Annotated in this window: 15 protein-coding genes; 12 read left to right on the top strand and 3 right to left on the bottom strand. The window is 43.2% G+C overall.

Features of this window, described 5'->3' with window-relative positions; genetic code table 11:
• Positions 1 to 41: 41 nt before the first annotated feature.
• From FIS9605_RS39595 to FIS9605_RS39585, 9 genes are all read left to right on the top strand, one after another.
• Positions 42 to 1,067, top strand: coding sequence for a glycosyltransferase family 2 protein (locus FIS9605_RS39595; protein ID WP_231510600.1), 1,026 nt, complete (start codon positions 42 to 44; stop codon positions 1,065 to 1,067).
• Positions 950 to 1,849, top strand: a complete 900-nt coding sequence (locus tag FIS9605_RS0135550) for a glycosyltransferase family 2 protein (protein ID WP_231510602.1) — start codon at positions 950 to 952, stop codon at positions 1,847 to 1,849. Before FIS9605_RS39595 ends, FIS9605_RS0135550 begins: the two co-directional genes overlap by 118 nt.
• Before the next feature lie 148 nt (positions 1,850 to 1,997).
• Entirely contained in the window at positions 1,998 to 3,149 is a 1,152-nt protein-coding gene (locus FIS9605_RS0135545; RefSeq protein WP_026736716.1) for a UDP-N-acetylglucosamine--LPS N-acetylglucosamine transferase, read from the top strand.
• Positions 3,150 to 3,249: 100 nt separating this feature from the next.
• Entirely contained in the window at positions 3,250 to 4,377 is a 1,128-nt protein-coding gene (gene glf / locus FIS9605_RS0135540; RefSeq protein WP_026736715.1) for a UDP-galactopyranose mutase, read from the top strand.
• Positions 4,378 to 4,493: 116 nt separating this feature from the next.
• A complete protein-coding gene (locus FIS9605_RS39590) occupies positions 4,494 to 5,426 on the top strand; it encodes a class I SAM-dependent methyltransferase (RefSeq protein ID WP_035140790.1) in 933 nt (310 codons plus the stop codon).
• Between the two features lie 45 nt (positions 5,427 to 5,471).
• A complete protein-coding gene (locus FIS9605_RS0135530) occupies positions 5,472 to 6,674 on the top strand; it encodes an ABC exporter membrane fusion protein (protein WP_026736714.1) in 1,203 nt (400 codons plus the stop codon).
• An 11-nt stretch (positions 6,675 to 6,685) separates the two neighbouring features.
• A complete protein-coding gene (devC, locus tag FIS9605_RS0135525) occupies positions 6,686 to 7,837 on the top strand; it encodes an ABC transporter permease DevC (RefSeq protein WP_026736713.1) in 1,152 nt (383 codons plus the stop codon).
• A gap of 35 nt (positions 7,838 to 7,872) precedes the next feature.
• Complete coding sequence (locus tag FIS9605_RS0135520) at positions 7,873 to 8,556, top strand: DevA family ABC transporter ATP-binding protein (protein WP_026736712.1); 684 nt, start codon at positions 7,873 to 7,875, stop codon at positions 8,554 to 8,556.
• A gap of 1,202 nt (positions 8,557 to 9,758) precedes the next feature.
• Positions 9,759 to 11,966, top strand: a complete 2,208-nt coding sequence (locus FIS9605_RS39585; protein WP_051470317.1) for an SBBP repeat-containing protein — start codon at positions 9,759 to 9,761, stop codon at positions 11,964 to 11,966.
• A gap of 54 nt (positions 11,967 to 12,020) precedes the next feature.
• Here FIS9605_RS39585 and FIS9605_RS44775 read toward each other — a convergent pair whose 3' ends face one another.
• Both FIS9605_RS44775 and FIS9605_RS0135495 read right to left on the bottom strand, forming a co-directional pair.
• The gene (locus tag FIS9605_RS44775; protein WP_197036243.1) at positions 12,021 to 12,194 is read right to left on the bottom strand and encodes a hypothetical protein; all 174 of its coding nucleotides are present in this window, start codon (positions 12,192 to 12,194) and stop codon (positions 12,021 to 12,023) included.
• Positions 12,195 to 12,886: 692 nt separating this feature from the next.
• Complete coding sequence (locus FIS9605_RS0135495) at positions 12,887 to 18,628, bottom strand: translocation/assembly module TamB domain-containing protein (RefSeq protein ID WP_026736710.1); 5,742 nt, start codon at positions 18,626 to 18,628, stop codon at positions 12,887 to 12,889.
• 505 nt (positions 18,629 to 19,133) lie between these two features.
• Between FIS9605_RS0135495 and FIS9605_RS43690 the strand changes: the two genes are divergently transcribed.
• Positions 19,134 to 19,325, top strand: a complete 192-nt coding sequence (locus FIS9605_RS43690; protein ID WP_155960675.1) for a hypothetical protein — start codon at positions 19,134 to 19,136, stop codon at positions 19,323 to 19,325.
• Between the two features lie 171 nt (positions 19,326 to 19,496).
• Here the strand turns inward: FIS9605_RS43690 and FIS9605_RS0135485 are convergent, their stop codons facing one another.
• The gene (locus FIS9605_RS0135485; protein WP_026736709.1) at positions 19,497 to 20,324 is read right to left on the bottom strand and encodes a carbohydrate ABC transporter permease; all 828 of its coding nucleotides are present in this window, start codon (positions 20,322 to 20,324) and stop codon (positions 19,497 to 19,499) included.
• Positions 20,325 to 20,710: 386 nt separating this feature from the next.
• Between FIS9605_RS0135485 and FIS9605_RS0135480 the strand changes: the two genes are divergently transcribed.
• The gene (locus FIS9605_RS0135480) at positions 20,711 to 21,406 is read left to right on the top strand and encodes an aldehyde oxygenase (deformylating) (protein ID WP_026736708.1); all 696 of its coding nucleotides are present in this window, start codon (positions 20,711 to 20,713) and stop codon (positions 21,404 to 21,406) included.
• Positions 21,407 to 21,735: 329 nt separating this feature from the next.
• Positions 21,736 to 22,755: a long-chain acyl-[acyl-carrier-protein] reductase gene (locus tag FIS9605_RS0135470; protein ID WP_026736706.1), complete on the top strand. Its 1,020-nt coding sequence runs from the start codon at positions 21,736 to 21,738 to the stop codon at positions 22,753 to 22,755.
• The last annotated feature ends 51 nt before the right edge of the window (positions 22,756 to 22,806 follow it).

Genomic DNA, 22,806 nt, shown 5'->3' with positions numbered 1-22,806 from the left:
AATGAAGCTTCCGTATATTTATAGAACTTAAGCAAAGAGAAATGAGCAGCCCTTTACTCAGTATCATCATCCCAACCCGCGATCGCCCTCACTTACTTCCTCGCGCTGTCCAAAGTGCCTTGACACAAACGATGAATGATTTAGAGGTCATCGTCGTTGATGACGGCTCGGTACAGCCAGTTGAGTTACCAAGCGATCGTCGATTGCGAGTTATTCGGCTGTCAAAATCTTGTGGAGGCGCACGGGCGCGTAACGTCGGGATTGAAGCAGCGCAGGGTCGTTGGATTACATACCTGGATGACGACGATCGGCTTCTTCCTCATATGGCAGAAGTGTCGCTCGAAGCGTTAGCGCAAGCGACACTTCCCCCACCTGTTGCAGTTATTTCCGGGATAGAGGAGATGAATGCTCAAGGTCGGGTCATTGAAAAACGCTTTCCGCCTCCAGTTCGTCCACGCGGTGCCCATTTTTCCTTAGAGGAACTTGAGCCAGGTTGTTCATATTACACCAAGCAGACCCTAGTCGTGGAACAGAAGGTCATTCGCCAAATCGGCGGTTGGGATGAAACATTTCGCTCTCGTGTTCATTCTGATCTTTTCCTGCGCCTCAACCCACTCTGCTCAATTCTAGGTCTACCGATTGTTACATACCAACTCTATGCTCATAAAGGTAATCGTGTGTCCAAAGACCCGATGCTTCGTCAGGAGAGTTTTAAACTCCTCATCGATAAACATCGGGAGCTTTTTGAAGCGCACCCCAAGATGTTTGCCAACTTTTTATACGAACACGCTTGGATGTCATACCAGGTTGGTCAAAAACACGCAGCATTCTCCAGCATACGCTGGGCGCTAAAACTCCATCCACTTCACACCCTCACCCGAATTGTTTTCCCATTCTGGGGAAAACAGGCGGATTGGTCAAGTCTATGTAAGTCATTATGGAACAGCAAATACCTTTCTTCTCAATTATTATTCCTACTTACAATCGTCCAGAACAACTTGCTAGTTGTCTTGAGTCTCTGGTTCGTTTGGACTACCCACACCATGACTTTGAAGTTGTTGTGGTAGATGATGGTAGCAAAACACCATTAGAGCCTGTGGTTGCTCACTTTCATGACCAAATTAATCTAACTCTAATTCAGCAAGCCAATGCAGGCCCAGCAGCAGCCAGAAACACTGGCGTTACACGAGCAAGGGGTAGGTACTTAGCCTTCACCGATGATGATTGTGCGCCTGCGCCTGATTGGTTAACAACTTTGGCAGTTCGTTTTGCCACAGTACCAGATTGCATGATTGGCGGTCGGACTGTCAACGTCTTGGATAGCAATTTGTATTCCACTGCTAGCCAGGTATTAATTGACTACCTCTACACTTATTACTATTACAAGAATAGCTCTCATCCGTTGAGCTTTTTCGCCTCTAATAATATGGCTTTACCATCAGACCTTTTCTGGGTCGTTGGTGGTTTTGACACCACTTTTACCCTCGCTGCGGGAGAAGACCGGGAATTATGCGATCGCTGGTTGCACCACGCTTATAAGATGATTTACGCTCCAGAAGTTCGGGTCTATCATGCCCATAAACTCACATTACCCACTTTTTGGCGTCAACACTTCAACTATGGACGGGGTGCTTTTTGCTTTCACGTCCGCAGGTCTTCTCGTACTGATGAGCGCGTCAAAGTTGAACCACTCAAGTTTTTTTTTAATTTACTCACTTACCCTTTATTGCAAAAATCTAAACAGCCAGAAATCTTAGTGACAGCATTGTTGATAGTATCCCAATTAGCAAATGTAACAGGTTTTTTTTGGGAGCGTTTTAAACAATATAAATCCAGACAAATATTATAAAAATAATTAACTTTTAATCTCAATAAAAGTAAGGAAAAAACCAGGAATAAAGCCTCAGATTACCAGAATTAAAGCTTATTGAATGATGACGCCGACTTGGTAGCGAAAGATTATCCTTAACTCGAATAAAAACTGAATGGAGAAAGCGATGAAGAAAGTATATTTGATGATTTATGATTTAGGCGCAGGTCATCGCAGCACTGCCAACGCTTTGCAAAAAGTTATCGAGCAGCGGCAATTACCGTGGAAAATTCATATAGTCGATGCTTTTAAAGAAATCATTGGGACGGCTGTTCCACACAAAATTTATAATCAACTGATACTCAAAAAAAACTGGGCAAAAATTATTACTGAGCCTTTATTGGTTCCCTCATTCAAGTTACAAATACGCCTTTATCATTTTGCCTGGTTAGCACGTTTTCAAAGATACTGGCAGCAACATCAGCCCGATATGGTAATTGCATTGCTGCCGTATGTCAATCGGCTGATTTATGAAAGCTTGCAGGCAGTGTCACCCGGTGTGCCCTTTGCGACGTTTATAACCGATCATGCCGATTGCCCACCCCACTTTTGGATTGAACAGCAGGAACAGTTCTTAATTTGTCCCACTGAACGGGCGGTTGAACAAGCAAAAAACTTTGGTTATACGCAGGAGCGAATATTCCGCACTTCAGGAGTGGTAATTCACCCTCGGTTTTACGAACCCATGAAGTGCGATCGCCGCATTGAGAGACAACGCCTAGGACTAGACCCAGATTTGCCTACTGGTTTAATCACTTTTGGCAGTCAGGGGTCAAAGGTGATGCTGGAGATTGCCGATTGTCTGGAGAAATCGTCGCTGAATCTACAACTTATTTTTATTTGCGGACGCAATGAAGAAATAGCAAACACTCTGCGTCGTCAACAGAGTCGTTTGCCAAGGTACATTGAAACTTTTACGAATGAAATTCCTTACTACATGCATCTGTCCGATTTCTTCGTTGGTAAATCCGGTTCTGTAGGTGTCAGCGAGGCTGTGGCTATGAAGCTGCCAGTAATTACTGAATGCAATGCCTTCAGCTTGTTTCAAGAACGACCCTCGGCTGTGTGGATTGCAGATAATGAGATTGGTATTGTAGTCCGCAATTTTCGGGACATTAACCAAGCTGTAGCAAAGCTAATCCAGCCTGAAACCCTGGCTTACTACCGTGCCAACGCCGCCGCCATCAACAATAAAGCAGTGTTTGAAGTTGTTGATATTTTGGAAGGAATCCTTGAAAACTCCTTCTTAGAAGCTGTCCAAAAACCACTTCAGGTTTGAGGGTGAGATTGGTTAGATGCATCCCAAATTTTTCAGCAGAAGAAACAATCTCTACAAATTTCCATAACTGACCTGAAGTAGCTTTCAAGGAGTGAAATTAATGAAATTTGATTGGCTTATCGTAGGGGCGGGATATTCAGCTTGTGTAATGGCTGAGCGGATCGCGACTCAGCTTGGGCAGAAAGTGCTGATTGTAGAACGGCGAGACCACATCGGCGGAAATGCTTATGATTACTACAACGAGCATGGCATTCTAGTTCATAAATACGGGCCTCACATCTTTCACACTAAGTCTAAGAAAGTCTGGGATTATCTCTCCCAATTTACAGAGTGGAGACCCTACTATCACCATGTACTTGGAGTATTGGAGGGCAAAAAAGTCCCTATCCCTTTTAATCTAAATTCGCTCTATGCCCTTTTTCCGCCAAAATATGCAGAAAAGCTGGAGAATTTGCTTCTAGAAAACTTCGGTTTTGGGGTCAAAGTACCCATTTTAAAACTACGTGAGAGTGCTAGTGGAGATTTAAGTTTCTTAGCTGATTATATTTATGAAAATGTCTTTCTCCGCTACACCATGAAGCAATGGGGTCTAAAACCAGAGGAACTAGATCGGGGAGTAACAGGACGTGTTCCAGTCTACATCAGTCGGGATAATCGTTATTTTCAAGACCCTTACCAAGCTATGCCCAAACTTGGCTACACCGAAATGTTCCGCCGAATGTTGGCTCATCCCAACATTAAGGTACTACTAAACACAGATTACCGCGAGATGATCGACGACCTCAAGTTTAATCGGATAATTTGCACTAGTCCAATTGATACTTTTTTTGATTATATGTATGGTGAACTGCCATACCGTAGCATACATTTTGAATTCGAGACATTAGACCAAGAATGGTATCAAGAGGTTGGTACAGTTAACTACCCCAACGACTACGACATCACCCGCATTACTGAGCAGAAGTATTTGTCAGGACAAACTTCTTCCAAAACTACCTTAGTGATGGAATATCCTCAAGCTTATGTACCAGGAAAAAATGACCCTTATTATCCCATCCTCAATGAGGAGAACCGCGATCGCCTCAACCTTTACCTCAAAGAAGTAGAAAAACTCAACGGTACAGTACTGTTTGCCGGACGACTTGCAGATTACAAGTACTACGACATGGATCAAGCTGTGGTTCGGGCACTTGGCGTATTTGAGAAAGAGATAGCAAATTCAATGTAGAAAATACTTACGAACGCGCAAAGCGCTGGTGATATTTCAAACAAACACGGAGCGCTCTGTTTCGCTCAAGTTCTAACTAAGAAAAAGTTTTTGATATTTTTTTTAGGAAAATTCTAATGCAGCTACAACATACATGCACTAATACAAGCAAGCAACGTCTTGAGTGTTTGATTTGTCAATATCGCGTCGATCCGCTTGATGAATCTGCATTTTCTACGTTCCCTTGTAGTGTCAGAGCCTTTATGGGAGAAAAGTTCAAGGTTTGGCGATGTCCCAACTGCAAGACGATTCATTGTTTAGATGTCGTGGATCTTGACCACTACTACGCACAATATCCCTATGCCAAGGCGACACTCAAATGGGTATATCGATTTGTCTATGGCAATCTATGCCAACGACTGACAAAGCATGGGTTTTCTAAGACTCATTCGCTGCTCGATTATGGTTGTGGTGTCAACGGTTTGTTTGTACAATATCTGCAAAAACGCGGCTTTGCCAATGCCTACGGATATGACCCTTACGCGCCAGAGAACGGCTTCGGCAATCTGACAATCCTCGAACGTAAACCATTCGATTACATCCTGCTCCAAGATGTCATTGAACATGTTGAAGATCCTAATGCACTATTAGGTAAGTTAAACAGCTTGCTGTCCCCTAGTGGTTATATCCTAATTGGCACACCTAACGCAGCAAGTATCAACTTGAGCCTGCCTGAAGTACCCGATTCCTACCATGAGGTACATGTCCCCTACCATCTTCATATATATACGCGTGAATCCCTCGAATCCTTAGGGCGTTGTCAGGGATGGGAACCTGTAGGTTTCTTTGATCGGAGATATGACGATACACGCTGGTTCGGCTTCAACGCTCGAAGTGTAAACGCGTACACAAGCATCTTGGACGGTTCAATGGACGTTATTTTTGAGCCGCTCAAACTAGGGAAAGCGTTGACCTCACCTAAATGCCTCTTCTGGGCTACTTTCGGCTATTGGTTCAGTTTCCATTCTGCAATGGGCATTATGTTCCGCAAAAGTATTCCATCCAACTAAGCTTTCCTAATCTTCCTAATAATAATATGCAATCATTCAAAAACAATGGAGCATCCATTTCTCAAGTCCAAAAAGTGGTGGGTTATCCTCTTTATCGCTATCGCCTCCCCAATTCTGGGCGCAACTACCGCAATTACTATTTACAGTCTTCTTCGTTCTCAAAATGCTCACGAAAATCCTTCATCAGTCTCCTCGCCAACTGCTCCTCCTATTACCAATTTCGTTAGTGCTCAAGGACGCATAGAACCACAAGGAGAAGTTATTCGGCTGTCTGCTTCCAGTTTTGTTGAAACTGGTAAAGTTGACAAACTTTTAGTGAAAGAGGGAGATAGAGTCACCTCTAATCAAATAATTGCGATCCTAGACCGTCATCATCGTCTTTCAGCTGCTTTAAAACAAGCTAAACAACAAGTAAAAGTTAATCAAGCTAATCTAGCTAAAGTAAAAGCCGGGCCTAAAAGTGGCGAAATTAATGCTCAAAAAGCTCTAATTTCCCGTCTAGAAGCTCAGCTTGTAGGGGAAAGAAAAACTCAACAAGCAAAAATTGCCCGTTTAGAAGCTCAGCTAAGCAATGCTGAAACAGAATTTGGACGCTTTCAGATACTCCATCAAGAAGGTGCGGTTGAAACTTCCAAATTTGATAGTAAGCGTCTAGAAATGGAAACTACTAGGGAGCAGTTGAATGAAGCGAAAGCTAGCCTCAATCAAACTGAGGAAACTTTGCAACAGCAAATTAAGGAGGCGAAAGCAACTTTAAATCAAATAGCTGAGGTTCGCCCCACTGATGTGCAAGCTGCTCAAGCAGAGGTAGAAAATGCGATCGCTGCTGTGGAAAAAGCTCAAGCAGAGTTGGAGTCGGCTTATGTACGCGCACCCAAGGATGGCCAAATTTTAAAAATTCATACGTTCCCAGGAGAAGTTATTGGCGACGAGGGAATTGCTGACATGGGCCAAACAGACCAAATGTATGTAGTTGCAGAGGTCTATGAAACGGATATCAGTCAAGTACGTATCGGTCAAGAAGCCACGATTACTAGTGAAGCCTTTCCTACAGAATTACATGGAAAGGTTACTCACGTTGGTTTACAAGTTCGCAAACAAGCAACTTTTAATACCGATCCAGTTGCTGATGTAGACCGCAGAGTAGTTGAAGTTAAAATTCGTCTCAATCCAAAGGACGCTAAGCAAGTTACAGGTTTAACCAATTTACAAGTAGAAGTAGCAATTAATACGAATCATTCTAAGTAGCGTTAGTCATCATGTCCAGAATACGTCTAGCTTGGTTACAACTTACGCGCGAAAAATCTCGCATGATTGTTGCGATGGCGGGTATTGCTTTTTCCAACATTCTCATGTTCATGCAATTGGGATTTGAGCGCGCACTCTATGATAGCGCTACACGCTTCCATTCCACTTTAAAAGGGGACTTGATTATGATTAGTCCCCGTTCTAAATCTTTAGCTTATATGACACCTTTTTCTTCACGTCGTCTATATCAAGCTTTAGGATTTGATGGGGTTGATTTAGTTAGTCCCGTATATGTTGATTTTGCTGATTGGAAAAATCCTATCAATGGTAGCTATCGAGCTATATTTGTGTTTGGTATTAAACCAGAAAAACCTGTTTTTAACTTACCTGAGGTAAATCAAAACGTAAATAAGCTAAAACTTCCTGATACTTTTCTGTTTGACCGTTATTCTCGCTCAGAGTATGGGCCAATCTCTACAGAATTTGAGCGCAACAAACAGGTAGTGACCGAAATCAGTAACTATAGAATTAAAACAGTTGGTTTGTTTGCTCTGGGCCCTTCCTTTGCTGCTGATGGTAATTTAATTACTAGCGACCAAAATTTCTTACGTTTATTTAAAAATCGTCGTACCGGAGAAATTAATATTGGATTAATTACTCTTAAAGCAGGGGTTGATAAACAAAAAGTACTTAATAATTTAGCTGCTAAACTGCCTAAAGATGTGAAAATACTCACTTATCAAGGGTTTATCGAATTTGAGAAAGATTATTGGCGTACAAGTACACCGATTGGTTTTATGTTTGCACTTGGTACAGGGATGGGATTTATTGTTGGCATAGTCATTGTCTATCAAATTCTTTTTACAGATGTCAACGAACATTTAGCCGAGTACGCCACCCTCAAAGCTATGGGATTTACAGATAATTATTTACTGCGTGTTGTTTTTCAAGAAGCTTTGATTTTAGCAGTTTTTGGTTACATCCCTGGTTTTGGTATTTCTTTGGGTTTATATGAATTAACCAAAGCTGCTACTTTTTTGCCAATGTTAATGAGCGCTAGCCGCTCTATATTCGTTTTTGTTTTGACAATCTTAATGTGTTCTATTTCTGGCGCGATCGCTGTACGTAAATTGCGAGCAGCAGATCCAGCAGATATTTTTTAGTGAAATTCACTATATTTTGGTTTTAACTTAAACGAATGTTAAAAAAATCTATTATTACTATTCAAAATCTCAATCACTACTTTGGTAAAGGTGGATTACGAAAACAGATTTTATTTGATATAAACTTAGCAATTTACCCTGGTGAAGTAGTGATTTTGATGGGGCAGTCAGGCTCAGGTAAAACAACCTTGCTCACTTTAATAGGAGCCTTGCGATCTGTCCAGGAAGGAAGTCTCAAGGTTTTGGGACATGAACTCCGCAGGGCTAGTAATAGCCAATTAACACAAATTCGACGAAATATTGGTTATATCTTTCAAGCCCACAATTTGCTGAGATTTTTGACTGCTTGCCAGAATGTTCAAATGTCACTGGAACTGCACAAAGAATTTGACAATCAAGAAGCTGAAGCTAGATCCAAAGCGATGTTGGAAGTTGTTGGCTTGGGGCATAGAGTGAATTACTACCCTGATGATTTATCTGGTGGACAGAAACAACGAGTTGCGGTAGCTCGTGCTTTGGTGAGTCATCCCAAATTGGTTTTAGCCGATGAACCCACTGCCGCTTTAGATAGTAAATCAGGTCGAGGCGTAGTAGAACTTATGCAGCGCCTAGCTAAGGAACAGGGTTGTGCCATTTTGATGGTTACTCACGACAATCGCATTCTCGATATTGCCGATCGCATTATTCATATGGAAGATGGACACTTGCTGAATCACTAGACTCGTTAAATATGATTTTTAATTTACCAGGGTTTTGGGTAATAGGTAATCGGTAATGAGAAAAATCTTCCAGTTATTCCAATTACCAATTGACAATTACCAATTACCGCAACAACTCCGCCATTATAAATCAATACAGTTCAGTTAAGGATTGTTGGTACAAAAAATTAATCTGTAGAGACGCGAAATTTCGCGTCTATACAAAGGATTATGGGCTTATCTGAACTGTATTGCATTATAAATTGGGCGAATCCCCCTAATTTCATTCGGGGTGTCCCCTCAATAGCAAATGCTATTGGGATAATGGATCAAGGATTTGCTGAACTAAAATTTATTAACATCCGATTAGAGAAAAATAAATATTTTATTTTGAGAATTAGTAATAATTGGAAATTAGAATTTGATTAGAAAACATGATTGGTAAAAGTCGCATATCTTATATAGTAGCTATATTTTTCAATCAGAAATTCTTATTTAAATTCTTTTTTAGACTTTAGACTGTGTAATATAATTACCGCAGCATCTACTCCACATTCCGCTCTTTCAACTGGCACATAGAGTATTTTTGACGAAGCTATCAGAGTTCGGATTAATTGTGCCTCTGTTTAGGATTCAATAATCTTCACTAACCGATCGTAAAGTATTGGTTAGCTATATAGTTTTGCTCTTAAAAAGCTAAAACAATTTCATAACTATTGCTTTCAGCTTTTTTAATGCTCACATCTTGCACGCCTATGCAACAGCGCCTAGGCAGAGCCTCCAAACCCTCGTTATCAGATTCAACCAGGTAACGATAAATTAGAGCCTCTGGCTCTTCCACTCGGATGGTAGACCAGCGTAGTGAGACCAGCCCCCGTCTTGGCTTAGTGCCTTTAGGAGGAACTGGCTCATTGGTGTGCGTCTATGGGGAAGCGCGGGTGCTGCATAGCATCCGCACATAGACAAGGCGCGTGTTCGGACAGACGCCCGCTCTCGCGGCTACCCTACACTCCCAGGGTGTAGCCCTTCTCGTAGATTAGTCGCTGGGCACTGGCAGTGCAGGGTGCGACTGACGAGCAAGATATCACCAAGGTAAAAAATTATCTGAGTGCGACACTTTCAGGCCGGAATGTCGAATCTACACAAGCCGACCGAAAGTAGTAACTAATCCGAAACTTACGTCTCAAAGAATTCAAATCATTGGAATAAAGGACTTAAGCAAAATGGATGAATTTGACCTAAGTGTTTTATTATGGACTCCTGGTAGTGATTTAAGCACAGGATCTCCAGGAGCTAAATTTGAAGCCGTTTTTGCCCGCAAAGGAAACGATACTATCTACGCTTACGATCCTGGTGTAAGCAATCCTAACCAAAACATTGATTTTTTGTTCGGCGACATATTTGACAACTCTGAAGAAGAGTATGAAATTATACTGAATATTCAGGCTACTCCGCAAGGAGGTAATCCATTACTCATTCTAGAGAGGGATATACCATCTGTAGGGGCAGACAGATTTGTTCTGGGAGATGAAATTCAGCCCTACTATACCAGTAGCAGCCCGGATACTCTGGGTACCACGAATTTCCTTGGTTTAAACGAGTTCGCTGTAATTTATGATTTTGACAAAGAGCAAGATACCATACAGCTCAACGGCAAACGGAAAGACTATCGACTGGTAGAAGTTAATGGATTAAAGGTTGAAGGAGTCGATCAACCTTTTTATGGAGAGGCTATCTTTTCGGTGCAACAGGGATTACCAGACCTCGTTGCTTTTGTAATCTCGAAACCTGAAGTAGATTTAGATCTAAAGGACAAATATTTCCGGTTTGTGGGTGAAAAGCCACAACAAAAACCAGCAAAAAGGAGGATTGGGCAATTAGGGACTACCGGTATTGATCTCAGTCTTGATGCTGCTACAGATCCTTCGGGCAATCTCTATTTAGCAGGCTATACTAGTGGACCTTTGCAAGGAACCAATCAAGGTCTTGCAGATGCCTGGGTAGCCAAATTTGACAACAAGGGCAACAAGTTGCTGGGTAAGCAGATAGGCACTCCTGGTGGTGATTCAGCTTATGCCACTGCCACAGACAATGACGGTAACTTCTACCTGGCAGGATTCACCACAGGCGATTTATTTTCATCCAAGCAGTCACAAAGTCAGGATGCTTGGGTGGCTAAATATGACAGCAATGGCAATCTGTTGTGGGGTAAGCAGTTTGGAGCTAATTTGACTGGTGGTTTTTCTAATCCCGCTTTTGGCCTTGAAGTAGATGAAGAAGGCAATGTTTACTTATCAGGATTAGGAATTAAGGAAAATACAAGAACAGACATCTTCAACTTTCCTGTTCAAGATGATTCCTGGGTAGCCAAATTTGACAGCAATGGCAACCAGCAGTGGTTTACGGAGATCAAGGATCCCTCAGCCAGTTTCCCTTTTAGTGAAACTCCCTTTTTTGACGAATCTTACGACCTTGCGATCGACAAGGATGGCAACACCTACCTGACAGGATGGACGCAAGGCTTAGTCAAAGAGTCAGATCCATCTCGACAACTTTTGAAATATGATGCCTGGTTGGCAAAGGTGAACCCCGACGGTCAGGTACAGTGGGTTCAACAGTTTGGGAGTCAAAATGAGGGTCTGGAATTTTCATGGGCTGTTGACACTGACAGCCAGGGCAATATCTACACTACAGGATGGACTACGGGCGATTTAGCGGCAGAGAATAACAAGTCTTATGATATTTGGCTCTCCAAATTTAGCCCCGATGGGACTCAGCTGTGGACTAAACAGTTTGGTTCTCAAGGTGACGATGGCATGTTCGCATCTGACATGGAGATTGATTCACAAGACAATATCTTCCTGACAGGATATACTAATGACAGGTTCGGTAAAGGCCAAAAAGATGGTAGTTATAATGCCTGGGTAGGAAAGTTCGATACCGAAGGCAACAATAACTGGATTCAGCAGTTCGGAAGCAAAAAGAATCTTGACTACGGTATTGGTCTTGCCACTCACAACAACGATAAGCTTTACGTGACTGGAATTACTGAAGCTTTTTTGGGAAATAACAATACTGGGGCTAATGGCGCGGCTGTGGATGCCTGGGTGGCTGAGTTAAACCCCAAAAATGGAAGATTGCGAAAATTTACTAACGGTGGTTCAACGGCAACAGCAAATGATATCACCAGTATCGACAATCCTACTCCAATTTCCACGGTTGATGTGAGTAATAAGATTGTTACTGAGGAGAAGCTACCCAGTGGCGATAACATTATTAACCCCGCTCAAGGGATCAATACCCCCGGCAGCAGTACAGTAGACTATGGGCAAATCATTTCTGGCCTTGGTTCCATATTCGATCCTAATAGTCAAAACACTTTCCCAACAGCCTTAGCCAGTGCAGTTAATAGCAGTAGTATAACAATTTAACCTCTTTCGCGGAATTCCCCATCCCTCTATAAGGTGGGGATGGATAGCGGACAATTACGAGGTACACCCTTTGTGGGTGTCCGAGTAATTGTCAATCTCTGGATGTGGTAGTCGATCAATCCAATCTTCTACCAGTTGAGTCATAGTTTTTTCTTTGCTGGCTGCATATAACCTAAGCTTATTCAAGCGACGTTCAGATATCCGCAAATTCAAACCTTTTTTAGTCATAACTATCTACACAAAATCTACATACATGTTAGTGTATAAATGGTTGCTGACCCACCCACACGACTCACAACAAACGGCCACAGTAGCGGTAATACGCACGGCCTCGACTAAGAGCGTGAGAAAGGGGGAAAGATCCCGGTCACTGGTTCGCACGATTACGCTCTGCGGTAAAAGATAAGCCACACAGGGATGTACAAGAAAGGAATAACTGCCTTGGGAAGCAGGGCGGCTGCGCGGGTTCTAGTATTTGTACAGCTTGCGGTTATCTAGTATAGAAAGCAGTTGTGGTGAACAAATAGCTAGATAAAGGTAAAAAACACCAGAGACGCTGTGTAAGACTCAGACCGGATTTAGTTCCGGGTATCTAGCAATAGATACACCCAACAGAGCTGCGGCGAGCGAGACGCGAAGCCCCATCCGTCTATATGGTGGGGTACTTCACCCTCTTTCCAACTGGAAATCTTCAGAGTTCGGAGAAAGTATAAATCGTTAGGCAACTAGCTAACCCTTCGGTGGTGCAATCCCAAACAATAAGTTTTCTTCGTGTCTTGGTGTCTACCCTGCACTCCCAGCGTGCAGCGATTTCCCGTAGAGTACCCGGAGGGCTACTCTACGAGAAGCTGCCCTAACGGGCGTCTACATGGGGAACTCGGGATCTCCACAACCAAAGGGAATGGGAAAATGACTAATGACTAAAACCTATCTTCATACTCCAAGACTGCTCGATTATCACCAGATAAGTCTGTGGAAGTACGCAAACGCATTTCAGAATTAATACGGTAGTTAACACCAAATTGAGGTGGTTTGTCGCTTGTCAAAATCTTGAGAGCAGAAAAAGAAAAATTACGGGAAACATCAACCCCAGCTTCAGCAGCCAGATCCATCGAGAAATTTCTCCTTGTAAATTCTGTACCATCAGAAGAGATAGTAGGAAACAAACGCAGTTCACTTAAACCAAAAGCATTGCCAATCTGATTAAAAGCTCGCTGAATATTTAGAGCTGAGCCTGCTAAGTTGACAAGCCCTAGCGTACTGTCGCCACGTCCTAGCGTTTCCACAAAACCACCCCCAAGTAAGGCAACTATTTCTGTTTGGTTGCGGGGAGGAGTGCTTCTCAATTCCAGGTTTTGGTCGAGTTGGCTGGCTGGGCCATCAATTCTGGCTTCGACACGAACAGTATTTACAGGTTCAAAAGAGCTAATAATTCCATCGTCGATTTCAGAGGATAGAGGTGAGTTTGTCACCTGTGAAGGATTAACATCTAGTACTTTGGCAATTAAGCGGATATCCAGATCGGGGTTTTGATTTCCTCTAAAAGTAGCTTTGTGTTCATAGCCACCGGCAAGGTTAAATTGGGTAGTAAACAAATTCACGTCTCCACCCCGTAGTTTAATAGTTCCTTCAGGTTCTGGATTGTTTAGTGAACCGTTGACACTGAGAGTACCAGTAGCTCTGAAACTCAGAATCGGTGGCAGGGCAACATCTACGTTTTTGTCAAGTACAAGCTGTAGGTCTTTAAACCGTGTTACTGTTTTGCTAACTTCAGATTTCCCTTGCTTGGTTGCTTTTGCGAGTGTAACATCTTGACTTTGTTTGGCAGCGTTAATAGCGTTGTTAGCCGATTCTGTGATTAAAACTTGACCATTAGTCAGTTGCAGATTACCGCCAATGAGGGGGTTAAGGGCAGAACCAGTAATCTCCAAGTTACCACTAACGCCTCCTTGATACCGTCCCTTTAAGTTCACAGCCAACTGATTGAGAGAAACGTTGAGGGGATTATCTGTTTGCTTTTGTGAATCACTAAAAATAGGAAGTTCTCCTTTGACTGCTACATTGCCTTTGCTAAATTTGCCTTGGAGACTTTCTACTTTGATGCGGTCAAAATCAAACTGGGCTTTTCCTGTCACATTAGTCAGCTTTTCTGGTAACGCCTGAGCAGAAAAGGTTGCACCCTTGATACTAGCTATACCATTGACCTGTGGCTGTTCTTTCGTTCCTCGCACTGTTACGTTGACTTCTCCCTCTCCCTTTTCAAACGCAACCTGATCGGTCAACAAGTTTAATACTGCTAATCCTTCGTTTTTTACCTTGACATCTAGATTAATTTGATCGCTATTTGGTTTTACCGAAGCAAAAGGTAACTTGTAAGGGATGCTGCCAGTGATAGTAACAGGTTCGGAACCAGCAGCCATGACGCTACTACCAAAGTTCAGACGTCCATCGTTATAGCTGAAACTGGCATTCGCTGATTCTATCCCTTTTTGATTCAGGGTTCCATCTGTAATTTGCAATTCCCCTTTTGCCTGAGGATTGGCTATGCTACCTGCTAAAGTTGCTGTAGTGTTGATATTACCGGTCAAACCAACTGGCAGCTTCACATAGTTACTCAGCACCTCTAAAGGAAAATTTGTTACCCGTAACTGACCAGATTGTCCTGTACCGCCAATATTGCCAGTGAAAGCAATTAGCTTGTCTTTAGACTCGATCCGTAAAGGTAGTAACCTGAGAACACCATTTTCAAAACTACCTTGAGCAATAACTTGCTGTGCTGTATACATACGGTCTGGTTCGTCTTCTTGTCCCCAGACAAAATTTTGACCATTCAAATTAAACTGCACTGACGGTTTGTTAGCCGTGGCAGTATCGACAGCAACCTCACCATTGAAAGTTCCTTTTAAATCTGCTAACTCTGGTAACAAAGAAGCATCGCGCTGTTGTTGTTGCTGTTGTGCTAGCAGTGTTTTAATTTCTGAAAAGCGTTGAATTTGATTTAATATAGGCTGGTCTGGCAAACCTACTGATACAGTTTTGAGGTCGCTAGCACTGCCATAGCTCGATCCAGCAGTACCGCGTTGGAAATCTTCTAGTTCAAATAATTTGAGAGTTGTTAAAACATCTTGGATTTCACCTTGGCTGACTGTGAGTTTGCCCTTGATTTGGGGTTTTGCAGCTGCTGGCGTGAAAGTACCAGCAAAGGCATAGCGACTTTTGCCTTTGATGAAGGCGCTATCAGTGAGGGTTGTCTTACCATCTTCATAGCGGAACTGAGCCTGCAAGCGATCGCCTTTAATACGACCAGCTTGTGGTTGAGCGATCGCCATCCCTCCCGCTACAGCTAAAGTCTTCTGATTAATCTGAAAATCTCCGCTTAATGAGCCTGCAACATTACCATTACCCAAAAAAGTATTTGCAGGCACAGGTAAATTCAACACCTGCAAAGGAAAGCTTTCTACTTTCAGCGCCAGATTATCACCCTGTGCTTGACCAGTTGCCGCAGCTTGTTGCCATTGCACTGCAAAAGAATTGGGGCGATTATTCGCATCTAGGTTAAGGGCAATTTTGTCACGCTTACCTGTGACATTCAAATTTAAACCTTTTCCTTGCGCCGATTGAACATTTCCCGCTAAAACCGATTCAAAAGCAAACTGATTAACCGTTAAATCTCTCAGTGCCAGTTGCCCTGTCAGATTTGGTACTGGTAATTTACCTCTGATTTGTCCGCTAAAATCAGCTTTTCCTGCCAAATCTACTTCGTTGGGCAACTTGAGCGGCAACTGTTGCAGATTGTAATTTTGTGCTTGGACATTTAAATTTAACTCAGTAATTTCCGGTATGCTACCGAGATTGGTGCTGGCTAATATGTAACCATTGGCTTTTAAACCAGGGGCAGTTGCTCGCTTAACGAGCAACTTTTCTCCATTCCAGCCAACAACCGCTGTCAGCGGTCGATCAATGCCAGCCAGACCTTGAGAAAACTGCACCTGACCCGCCGCACGCACATCAGCTAAATTAAAAGTGCCCAGATTTCCTGCAACTTGTACCTTGCCACCCAACTTACCCTGCAACTGCTGGGAAAACCGCTTTAAATCTACACCCGCAGCATCAAGTACAGCCTGATAGCGTCCATTAGCGACTTGGATATTTGCAGCCTTAACTTTGCCACTACCAACATTGAGTTGTGCTTGACCGTTAGCTTGGATGGTTTGCGGCTGGAAAGATTCTACAGAACCCCCAACTTTGAACTGACCATCTAAGTTACCGTTAAATTGTTGGGGTACTTTTGCTAGTTGCTGCAACGGCACCTTCTTTGCTTGCAGTTGTGCCTGATAGCGACCGTTCGCAACTTGGATCTTCACAGCGTTAACTGTGCCATCACCAATCTTGACACGTGCCTGACCGTTAGCTTGAATATTCTGCGGCTGGAAAGATTCTACAGAACCCGCGACGTTGAACTGACCAGTTAACCTACCACGAAATTGCTCGGGTACTTGTGTTAACTGTTGCATTGGCACGTTATCTGCTTGCAGTTGCGCTTGATATACTCCATTAGCCAATTGGATATTTGCAGCAGTAACCTTCCCATCTCCGACTGCCAAGCGTGCTGAGCCATTGCTACGGAGGGTTTTCAGGTCAAAAGCATCTGTTCTTCCTGATACTTGGAATGTACCTGCTAATGATCCTTGTAATGCTGGTTTTAATGCAGGGGGAGACTGTTTGAACAAACGCCCTAACCGCACACCATCTGCTACAAGTTGGGTGGAAAAGCTTTTTTCCTCGAATTGAATCTTAGAAACTGCTACCGTACCACCCGCAACTTTAACTTTGGCATTTTGGGTGCGAATGCTAGCTATTTTAAAAGGAGCGGAGTTTCCTGAGAGGATGAGACGACCGTTGAAGTGGGCATCATTGAGAGATATATTTTGCAGTTGGCTGGGGTTGACAAAGCGTTCTACCTGTACTTGCGAAGCATCGGCTACTGCTTGCCAGCCCTGGTTATTCCAACTGCCAGCAGCTTGGACTGTGCCACCAGCTACACTTGCAACTACATTGCGAAAAGAAAAACTGCGATCGCCATTAACAACGACTTCACCAGTAGCAGGGTACTGGGCTTGCGGTGCTTGGAATTGCACTGTTGTTTTAACGTTGTCAGCAGTACCAGTCAGTTGGGCTGTTCCCGAGACAGTACCAACTGGGAACGAAGGTTTGGAATTGTAAAGTTGAGCGATCGCATCTCCAGGAACATTCTTTGCGGTTAAATTAAAATTCAACTGGGGAGTTGTACTCAACCCAACCGTGCCAGTACCAGTAACCTCACCACCGACTTTCGCTTTGCCTTGAATATCTCTAAAAGCAATTACAGCATCTTTTGGCGAAAACTCAAACTTAGCACTGGCGCTATCAAAATCAACTTTGTCGACCCGGGCTGGTTTGCTGGCCACAACAACACCAGAAAGAATCGGCTGGGTCAGTTTTCCCACAAATTGCAAATCTGCTTTGACTTCCCCAGTTACAGGTACAGGTAGTTTGAGCTTGAGAGTTTCTTGGACATCAGCTACATTTACCCCATTAACACCCCCTGCCACCTTGTAACCAGTTTTGGTGTCGATAACACCATTAGCTACTAGCGGGATTTTGCCGTAACTGCCAGTGACACTATCGAGTTTGATTTCCGTTCCTTGGAAGCGAAGAGTTCCTTGGGAATTAATAAAGGGTTGTGGTACTCGGGGAACTTGAAACTGAACCCTTTGCAAATCTACATTACCAAACAACAAAGGCGGCTGAGTTTGTCCTAACTGGAACTGCATCTGTAAGTCACCACTGACTTGACCAGCCTGTAACGCTAGTGGTAACTTGACCAAGCGAGTAACATCAGAGGCTACTAAGTCTTGCCCTCGTATTTGTAAATTGGTTGCTAGTGTTTTTAGACCTACATCTCCCTTCAAAGAAACACTGCCACTACTGCTAGGTTGTCCTGCTAAGTCCAACCTAATCACCTGGTTATCTTCTCGCAATTGGGCAGTGCCATTTACCAGTGAAAATGCCACCGGGGAGGAGGAGAGTGGAGGAGGGGGAGATGGGGGGAGTTTCGCCGTGTCTTCTGTTACTACCCCTGCTGTTATCCTCTGACTATTCGGAACTAACACCACATTGGCATTGCGAAACCGAAGTTTATCCAAATCAGTTTGAATCGGTTGGGCATTACCTGGCTTCGCTATGGTCGTCGTAATCCAGCGCCCTTGTTCATCCTGTTCGACGTAAACATCAGGATTGACTAAGGTGACATCTAGCTTCAGGTTGTGCCTAAACAGTAACTGCAATGGATCAAAGCCCACCTCCACAGCATCGACTGCAACACTGTCTGGATCTGTAGGTGTTGCTGGAATAGCTGAAGCCCCAAACTTTACCCCCACAAGCGAAAATTCTTTAACTTCTCCCAATTGAACCGGACGATTAAGCGTAGTGGTAAGACTTTTTTGTGCCAATGGCGTTAACTCTTTGTGGATAAATTTCCACAACCGCCAAGCACCACCTGCAAGTCCAAATAGCAAAATTCCACTGACAGCAATGCCACTACGACTCAAGATCAGCAACCATAAATGCTTGTTGCTATGGAGGGTTTGGAATTTACAATCGCGATTGGGAGAGTTACTCATGGGGTTTTACTGTTTACTAGCTGAGTTTAACAGACACACCAGTAGAAGGAACTGGCTAGTTATTAGCTAGCTATGCCATTACCAGGATACAAATCAATTTTGGATTGGGAGGTTTCAATTGGCGATGGATGAAGTGAATTTTGTCATAGTAGCTATAAATTTAATTTGCAATCGCTTAAACTAAGCGACAGGATTGTATGCGTCTTGCGGGCAGATTTACAATCTCTGATCTAATATCTGATGTCTAAGTTCAAGCGATTGTTTCGCAATACCTACAATCAGGAATTGTTGAGAATTGATGACAAGCAAACACAAATTTCAGACATCACCTGTTAATTGTTAAGAAATATGTGAGTTATTGCTAGCTAAGAGGGAGAAGGGCATAAATCGATACAACCCAATCTAATCTCTAAAATCTAAAATCGGTATAGCTAGTAATACTGGTATAAATAGAAAAAACAAGACCAAGTTTCTGTATAAATTAATTCAATCTTGATATCGAGCATTGCAGAGAATCGGGAATTGGGCAAAGGGCATGGGGCAATGGGCAATGGGCAAGGGGCAATGGGTATCGGAAAAACAAGAGGGGGAAGGAGAAAAGGGGAGCGTAAGCGCCCTTGGAGGTTCCCGTAGAGACGCCCGCAGGGCGGCTTCGGTGCAGGGTGGCAGTGCGCCCTTGCGCTTCGCCGACTTGTAGACGCGCAGCGGCTTCCGCAGGTAGCACCTGCCGTTGGGTTGTAGCGACTGGCAACAAAGGGTAAAGGAACTGGAGAAGTAAAAAGTAAAAAGGTAAAAGAAAAAATTCTTTCTTTTTACTTTTAGCTTTTAACTTTTGACTTATTTTTACCCAATCCCCAATCCCCAATCCCTAATTCTTAATCCCTGTTGTAGCGATACCGCGAATCAATTGACGCTGACCCAGGAGAAATAGCAACAATACTGGTAAAGTAGCTATTGTTACTGCTGCCATCAATAAGGGCCAATTATTTGTAAATTGCTCTTGAAACTCTGCTAAGGCTAGCTGCACTGTCCTTAATTCTGGTCGTGTGGTAAATACCAATGGCTTAAATAGGTCATTCCATTCACCGATAAAGGTAAATAGAAACAGCGTCACTAAGGCCGGACGTGCCAAAGGCAACATTACCTGCCATAAGATTTGCAATCGATTTGCTCCATCTATTGCTGCTGCTTCCTCTAACTCTACGGGAACAGTTAAGAAATACTGCCGCAATAAGAAAATACCAAAACCGTTAGCAGCAGTTGGTAAAATTAATGCCCAATAAGTATTAATTAAGTGCCCCCACTTTAAGACTAAAAATATAGGAATTACCAGCAATTGAAAGGGAATTACCAATGTTGCCAACACAATCAACAGCACTGCTTGTTTTCCTCGAAATATCAGCCTTGCTAGGGCATAACCTGCTAATGCTGAAGTCACGATCTGAAAGCCCGTGACAGATAAAGCTACTAAGGTAGAATTAGCAAATGCCAGCAATAATTTCCCTCGCTGCCAAGCGTCGCGGTAGTTAGCTAAAGACCAACCATCTTTGGGAACAAGTGTGGGAGTAGTCCCAGATGGTGCCAAAGATGTCAGAAAAACTATAAAAAGGGGCAGCAAGACAATCAATGCTCCTAATAACAGTATTGCTAGACTCAATAAAATAGAATACTTAAGATTCCAAGGTGGTTTGGACATAGATATGATTAAATTCCAACCATTTGTTTTTTTACTAGAGCGAGTCTCCTTCCGGAGTAGCTACGCTAACGCCCCCAGCAAAAGCTAATCTATAACATAGTTACTTGTTAAGTTAAATTAAACCATAGTGACCAAAAATAAGGATGAACGATAAGGGATGTAAAGATGGAGGTTCAGTTGGTAGCACTTGCACTAGGGAAAAGGTTAAAGGGAAATGGGCAAAGGAAAGCTTCCCTTCCCCTTAATCTCCATACTTCATAGCTTTACATTACCCCCGGGAGTCGCCCTCTGGGCATCTTGGAACTTGTGATGACCATTGCCCTAGACTCGTAGGGTTAGATGGATTTTGAGATCAATTTTTTCACACATCCAGGAGTGGATATACAATGCAGCAGCTTGCAGATCAGCCTCAAATTGATTTTCAGAGCGAAATATACAAAGACGCCTATAGCCGCATTAATGCAATTGTTATTGAAGGGGAAAAAGAAGCCCATGACAACTACCTCAAACTCGCTGAACTGCTGCCAGAAAACAAAGATGAACTAATTCGTTTATCTAAAATGGAGAGTCGCCATAAAAAGGGATTTGAAGCCTGCGGACGCAATCTCCAAGTAACACCAGATATGGAATTTGCCCAGCAGTTTTTTGCCGAATTACATCAAAATTTCCAAATAGCAGCGTCTGAAGGCAAAATTGTTACTTGCTTGCTGATTCAATCTTTGATTATCGAATGTTTTGCGATCGCCGCATACAACATTTACATTCCTGTCGCTGACGATTTTGCCCGTAAAATTACGGAAGGTGTTGTCAAAGATGAATATAGTCACCTGAATTTTGGTGAAGTTTGGTTAAAAGAACACTTTGAAGAATCTAAAGCTGAACTAGAAGAAGCAAATCGCCAAAATCTTCCCATTGTTTGGAAAATGCTCAACCAAGTCGCCGACGATGCCCAGACCTTGGCAATGGAAAAAGAAGCTTTGGTAGAAGACTTTATGATTCAGTACGGAGAAGCCTTAAGTAATATTGGCTTTAACACCCGCGACATTATGCGTCTGTCTGCCTATGGACTGAGAGCCGCGTGAAGCGGAGCGATGACTAGGGACTAGGTACTAGGGCATGGGGCAAGGGGCATCGGGCAATGGGCATAGTGTAATGGGCAAGGGGCATCGGGCAAAGGAACTGGAGAAGTAAAAAGTAAAAAGGTAAAAGAAAAAATTCTTTCTTTTTACTTTTAGCTTTTAACTTTTGACTTATTTTTACCCAATCCCCAATCCCCAATCCCCAATCCCCTGTCTTGGTGTGAATCACTATCCCAGTGCAGTCTAATCTTACGCTTTGTGTAGTATTTTTAAGGGATAGTAATATCTTTCCCACTTACACCACGCTTTTTATAGCGCACACACCTAATAGAATGTTTGGTCTAATCGGACATCTTACTAGTTTAGAACACGCACAAGCGGTAGCCAGAGAATTGGGCTACCCAGAATATGCCGATCAAGGTTTAGATTTTTGGTGCAGCGCCCCGCCCCAAATTGTCGATCGCATTACAGTTACCAGCGTAACTGGGCAGCAAATAGAAGGGAAGTATGTAGAGTCTTGCTTTTTACCGGAAATGCTTGCAACCCGCCGGATCAAAGCAGCTACACGCAAAATCCTCAATGCTATGGCCCTTGCTCAAAAGCATGATATCAATATCACGGCTTTAGGGGGGTTTTCCTCAATTATTTTTGAAAACTTCAATTTAGAGCAGTTCAAGCAAGTCCGCAACGTTGAACTAGAATTTGAACGCTTCACCACCGGAAATACGCACACTGCTTACATTATTTGCGCTCAGGTAGAACAAGCGTCGAAACAATTAGGAATTGAACTGTCACAAGCTACTGTTGCCGTTTGTGGTGCAACTGGAGATATTGGCAGTGCGGTCTGTCGTTGGTTAGATGCGAAAACAGATGTAAAAGATCTGCTGCTTATAGCCCGTAACCAAGAACGCCTCATTAATTTGCAAGCAGAACTTGGGCGTGGAAAAATCATGGCTTTGGAAGAAGCGCTGCCCCAAGCTGATATTGTAGTTTGGGTTGCCAGTATGCCTAAAGGTGTGGAAATTGAGCCTAAAGTGCTAAAACAACCTTGCTTGCTGATTGATGGAGGCTATCCCAAGAATCTGGGAACTAAAATTCAGCATCCTGGCGTGTATGTCCTTAATGGTGGCATTGTCGAGCATTCTCTTGATATTGACTGGAAAATTATGAAAATCGTCAATATGGATGTTCCAGAACGGCAGTTGTTTGCTTGTTTTGCAGAATCAATGCTGCTGGAGTTTGAGAAGTTGCATACGAACTTCTCTTGGGGACGCAATCAGATTACCGTAGAAAAGATGGAGCAGATTGGTCAGGTGTCGGTAAAACACGGTTTTAGACCGCTGCTGGTATAGGGAACGGGGATAGGGGATTGGGGATAGGGGATCGGGAATCGGGTATAGGGG

This window comes from Fischerella sp. PCC 9605, assembly GCF_000517105.1.
GTDB lineage: Bacteria > Cyanobacteriota > Cyanobacteriia > Cyanobacteriales > Nostocaceae > PCC9605.
This window is presented reverse-complemented; position numbering and strand designations above follow the sequence as displayed.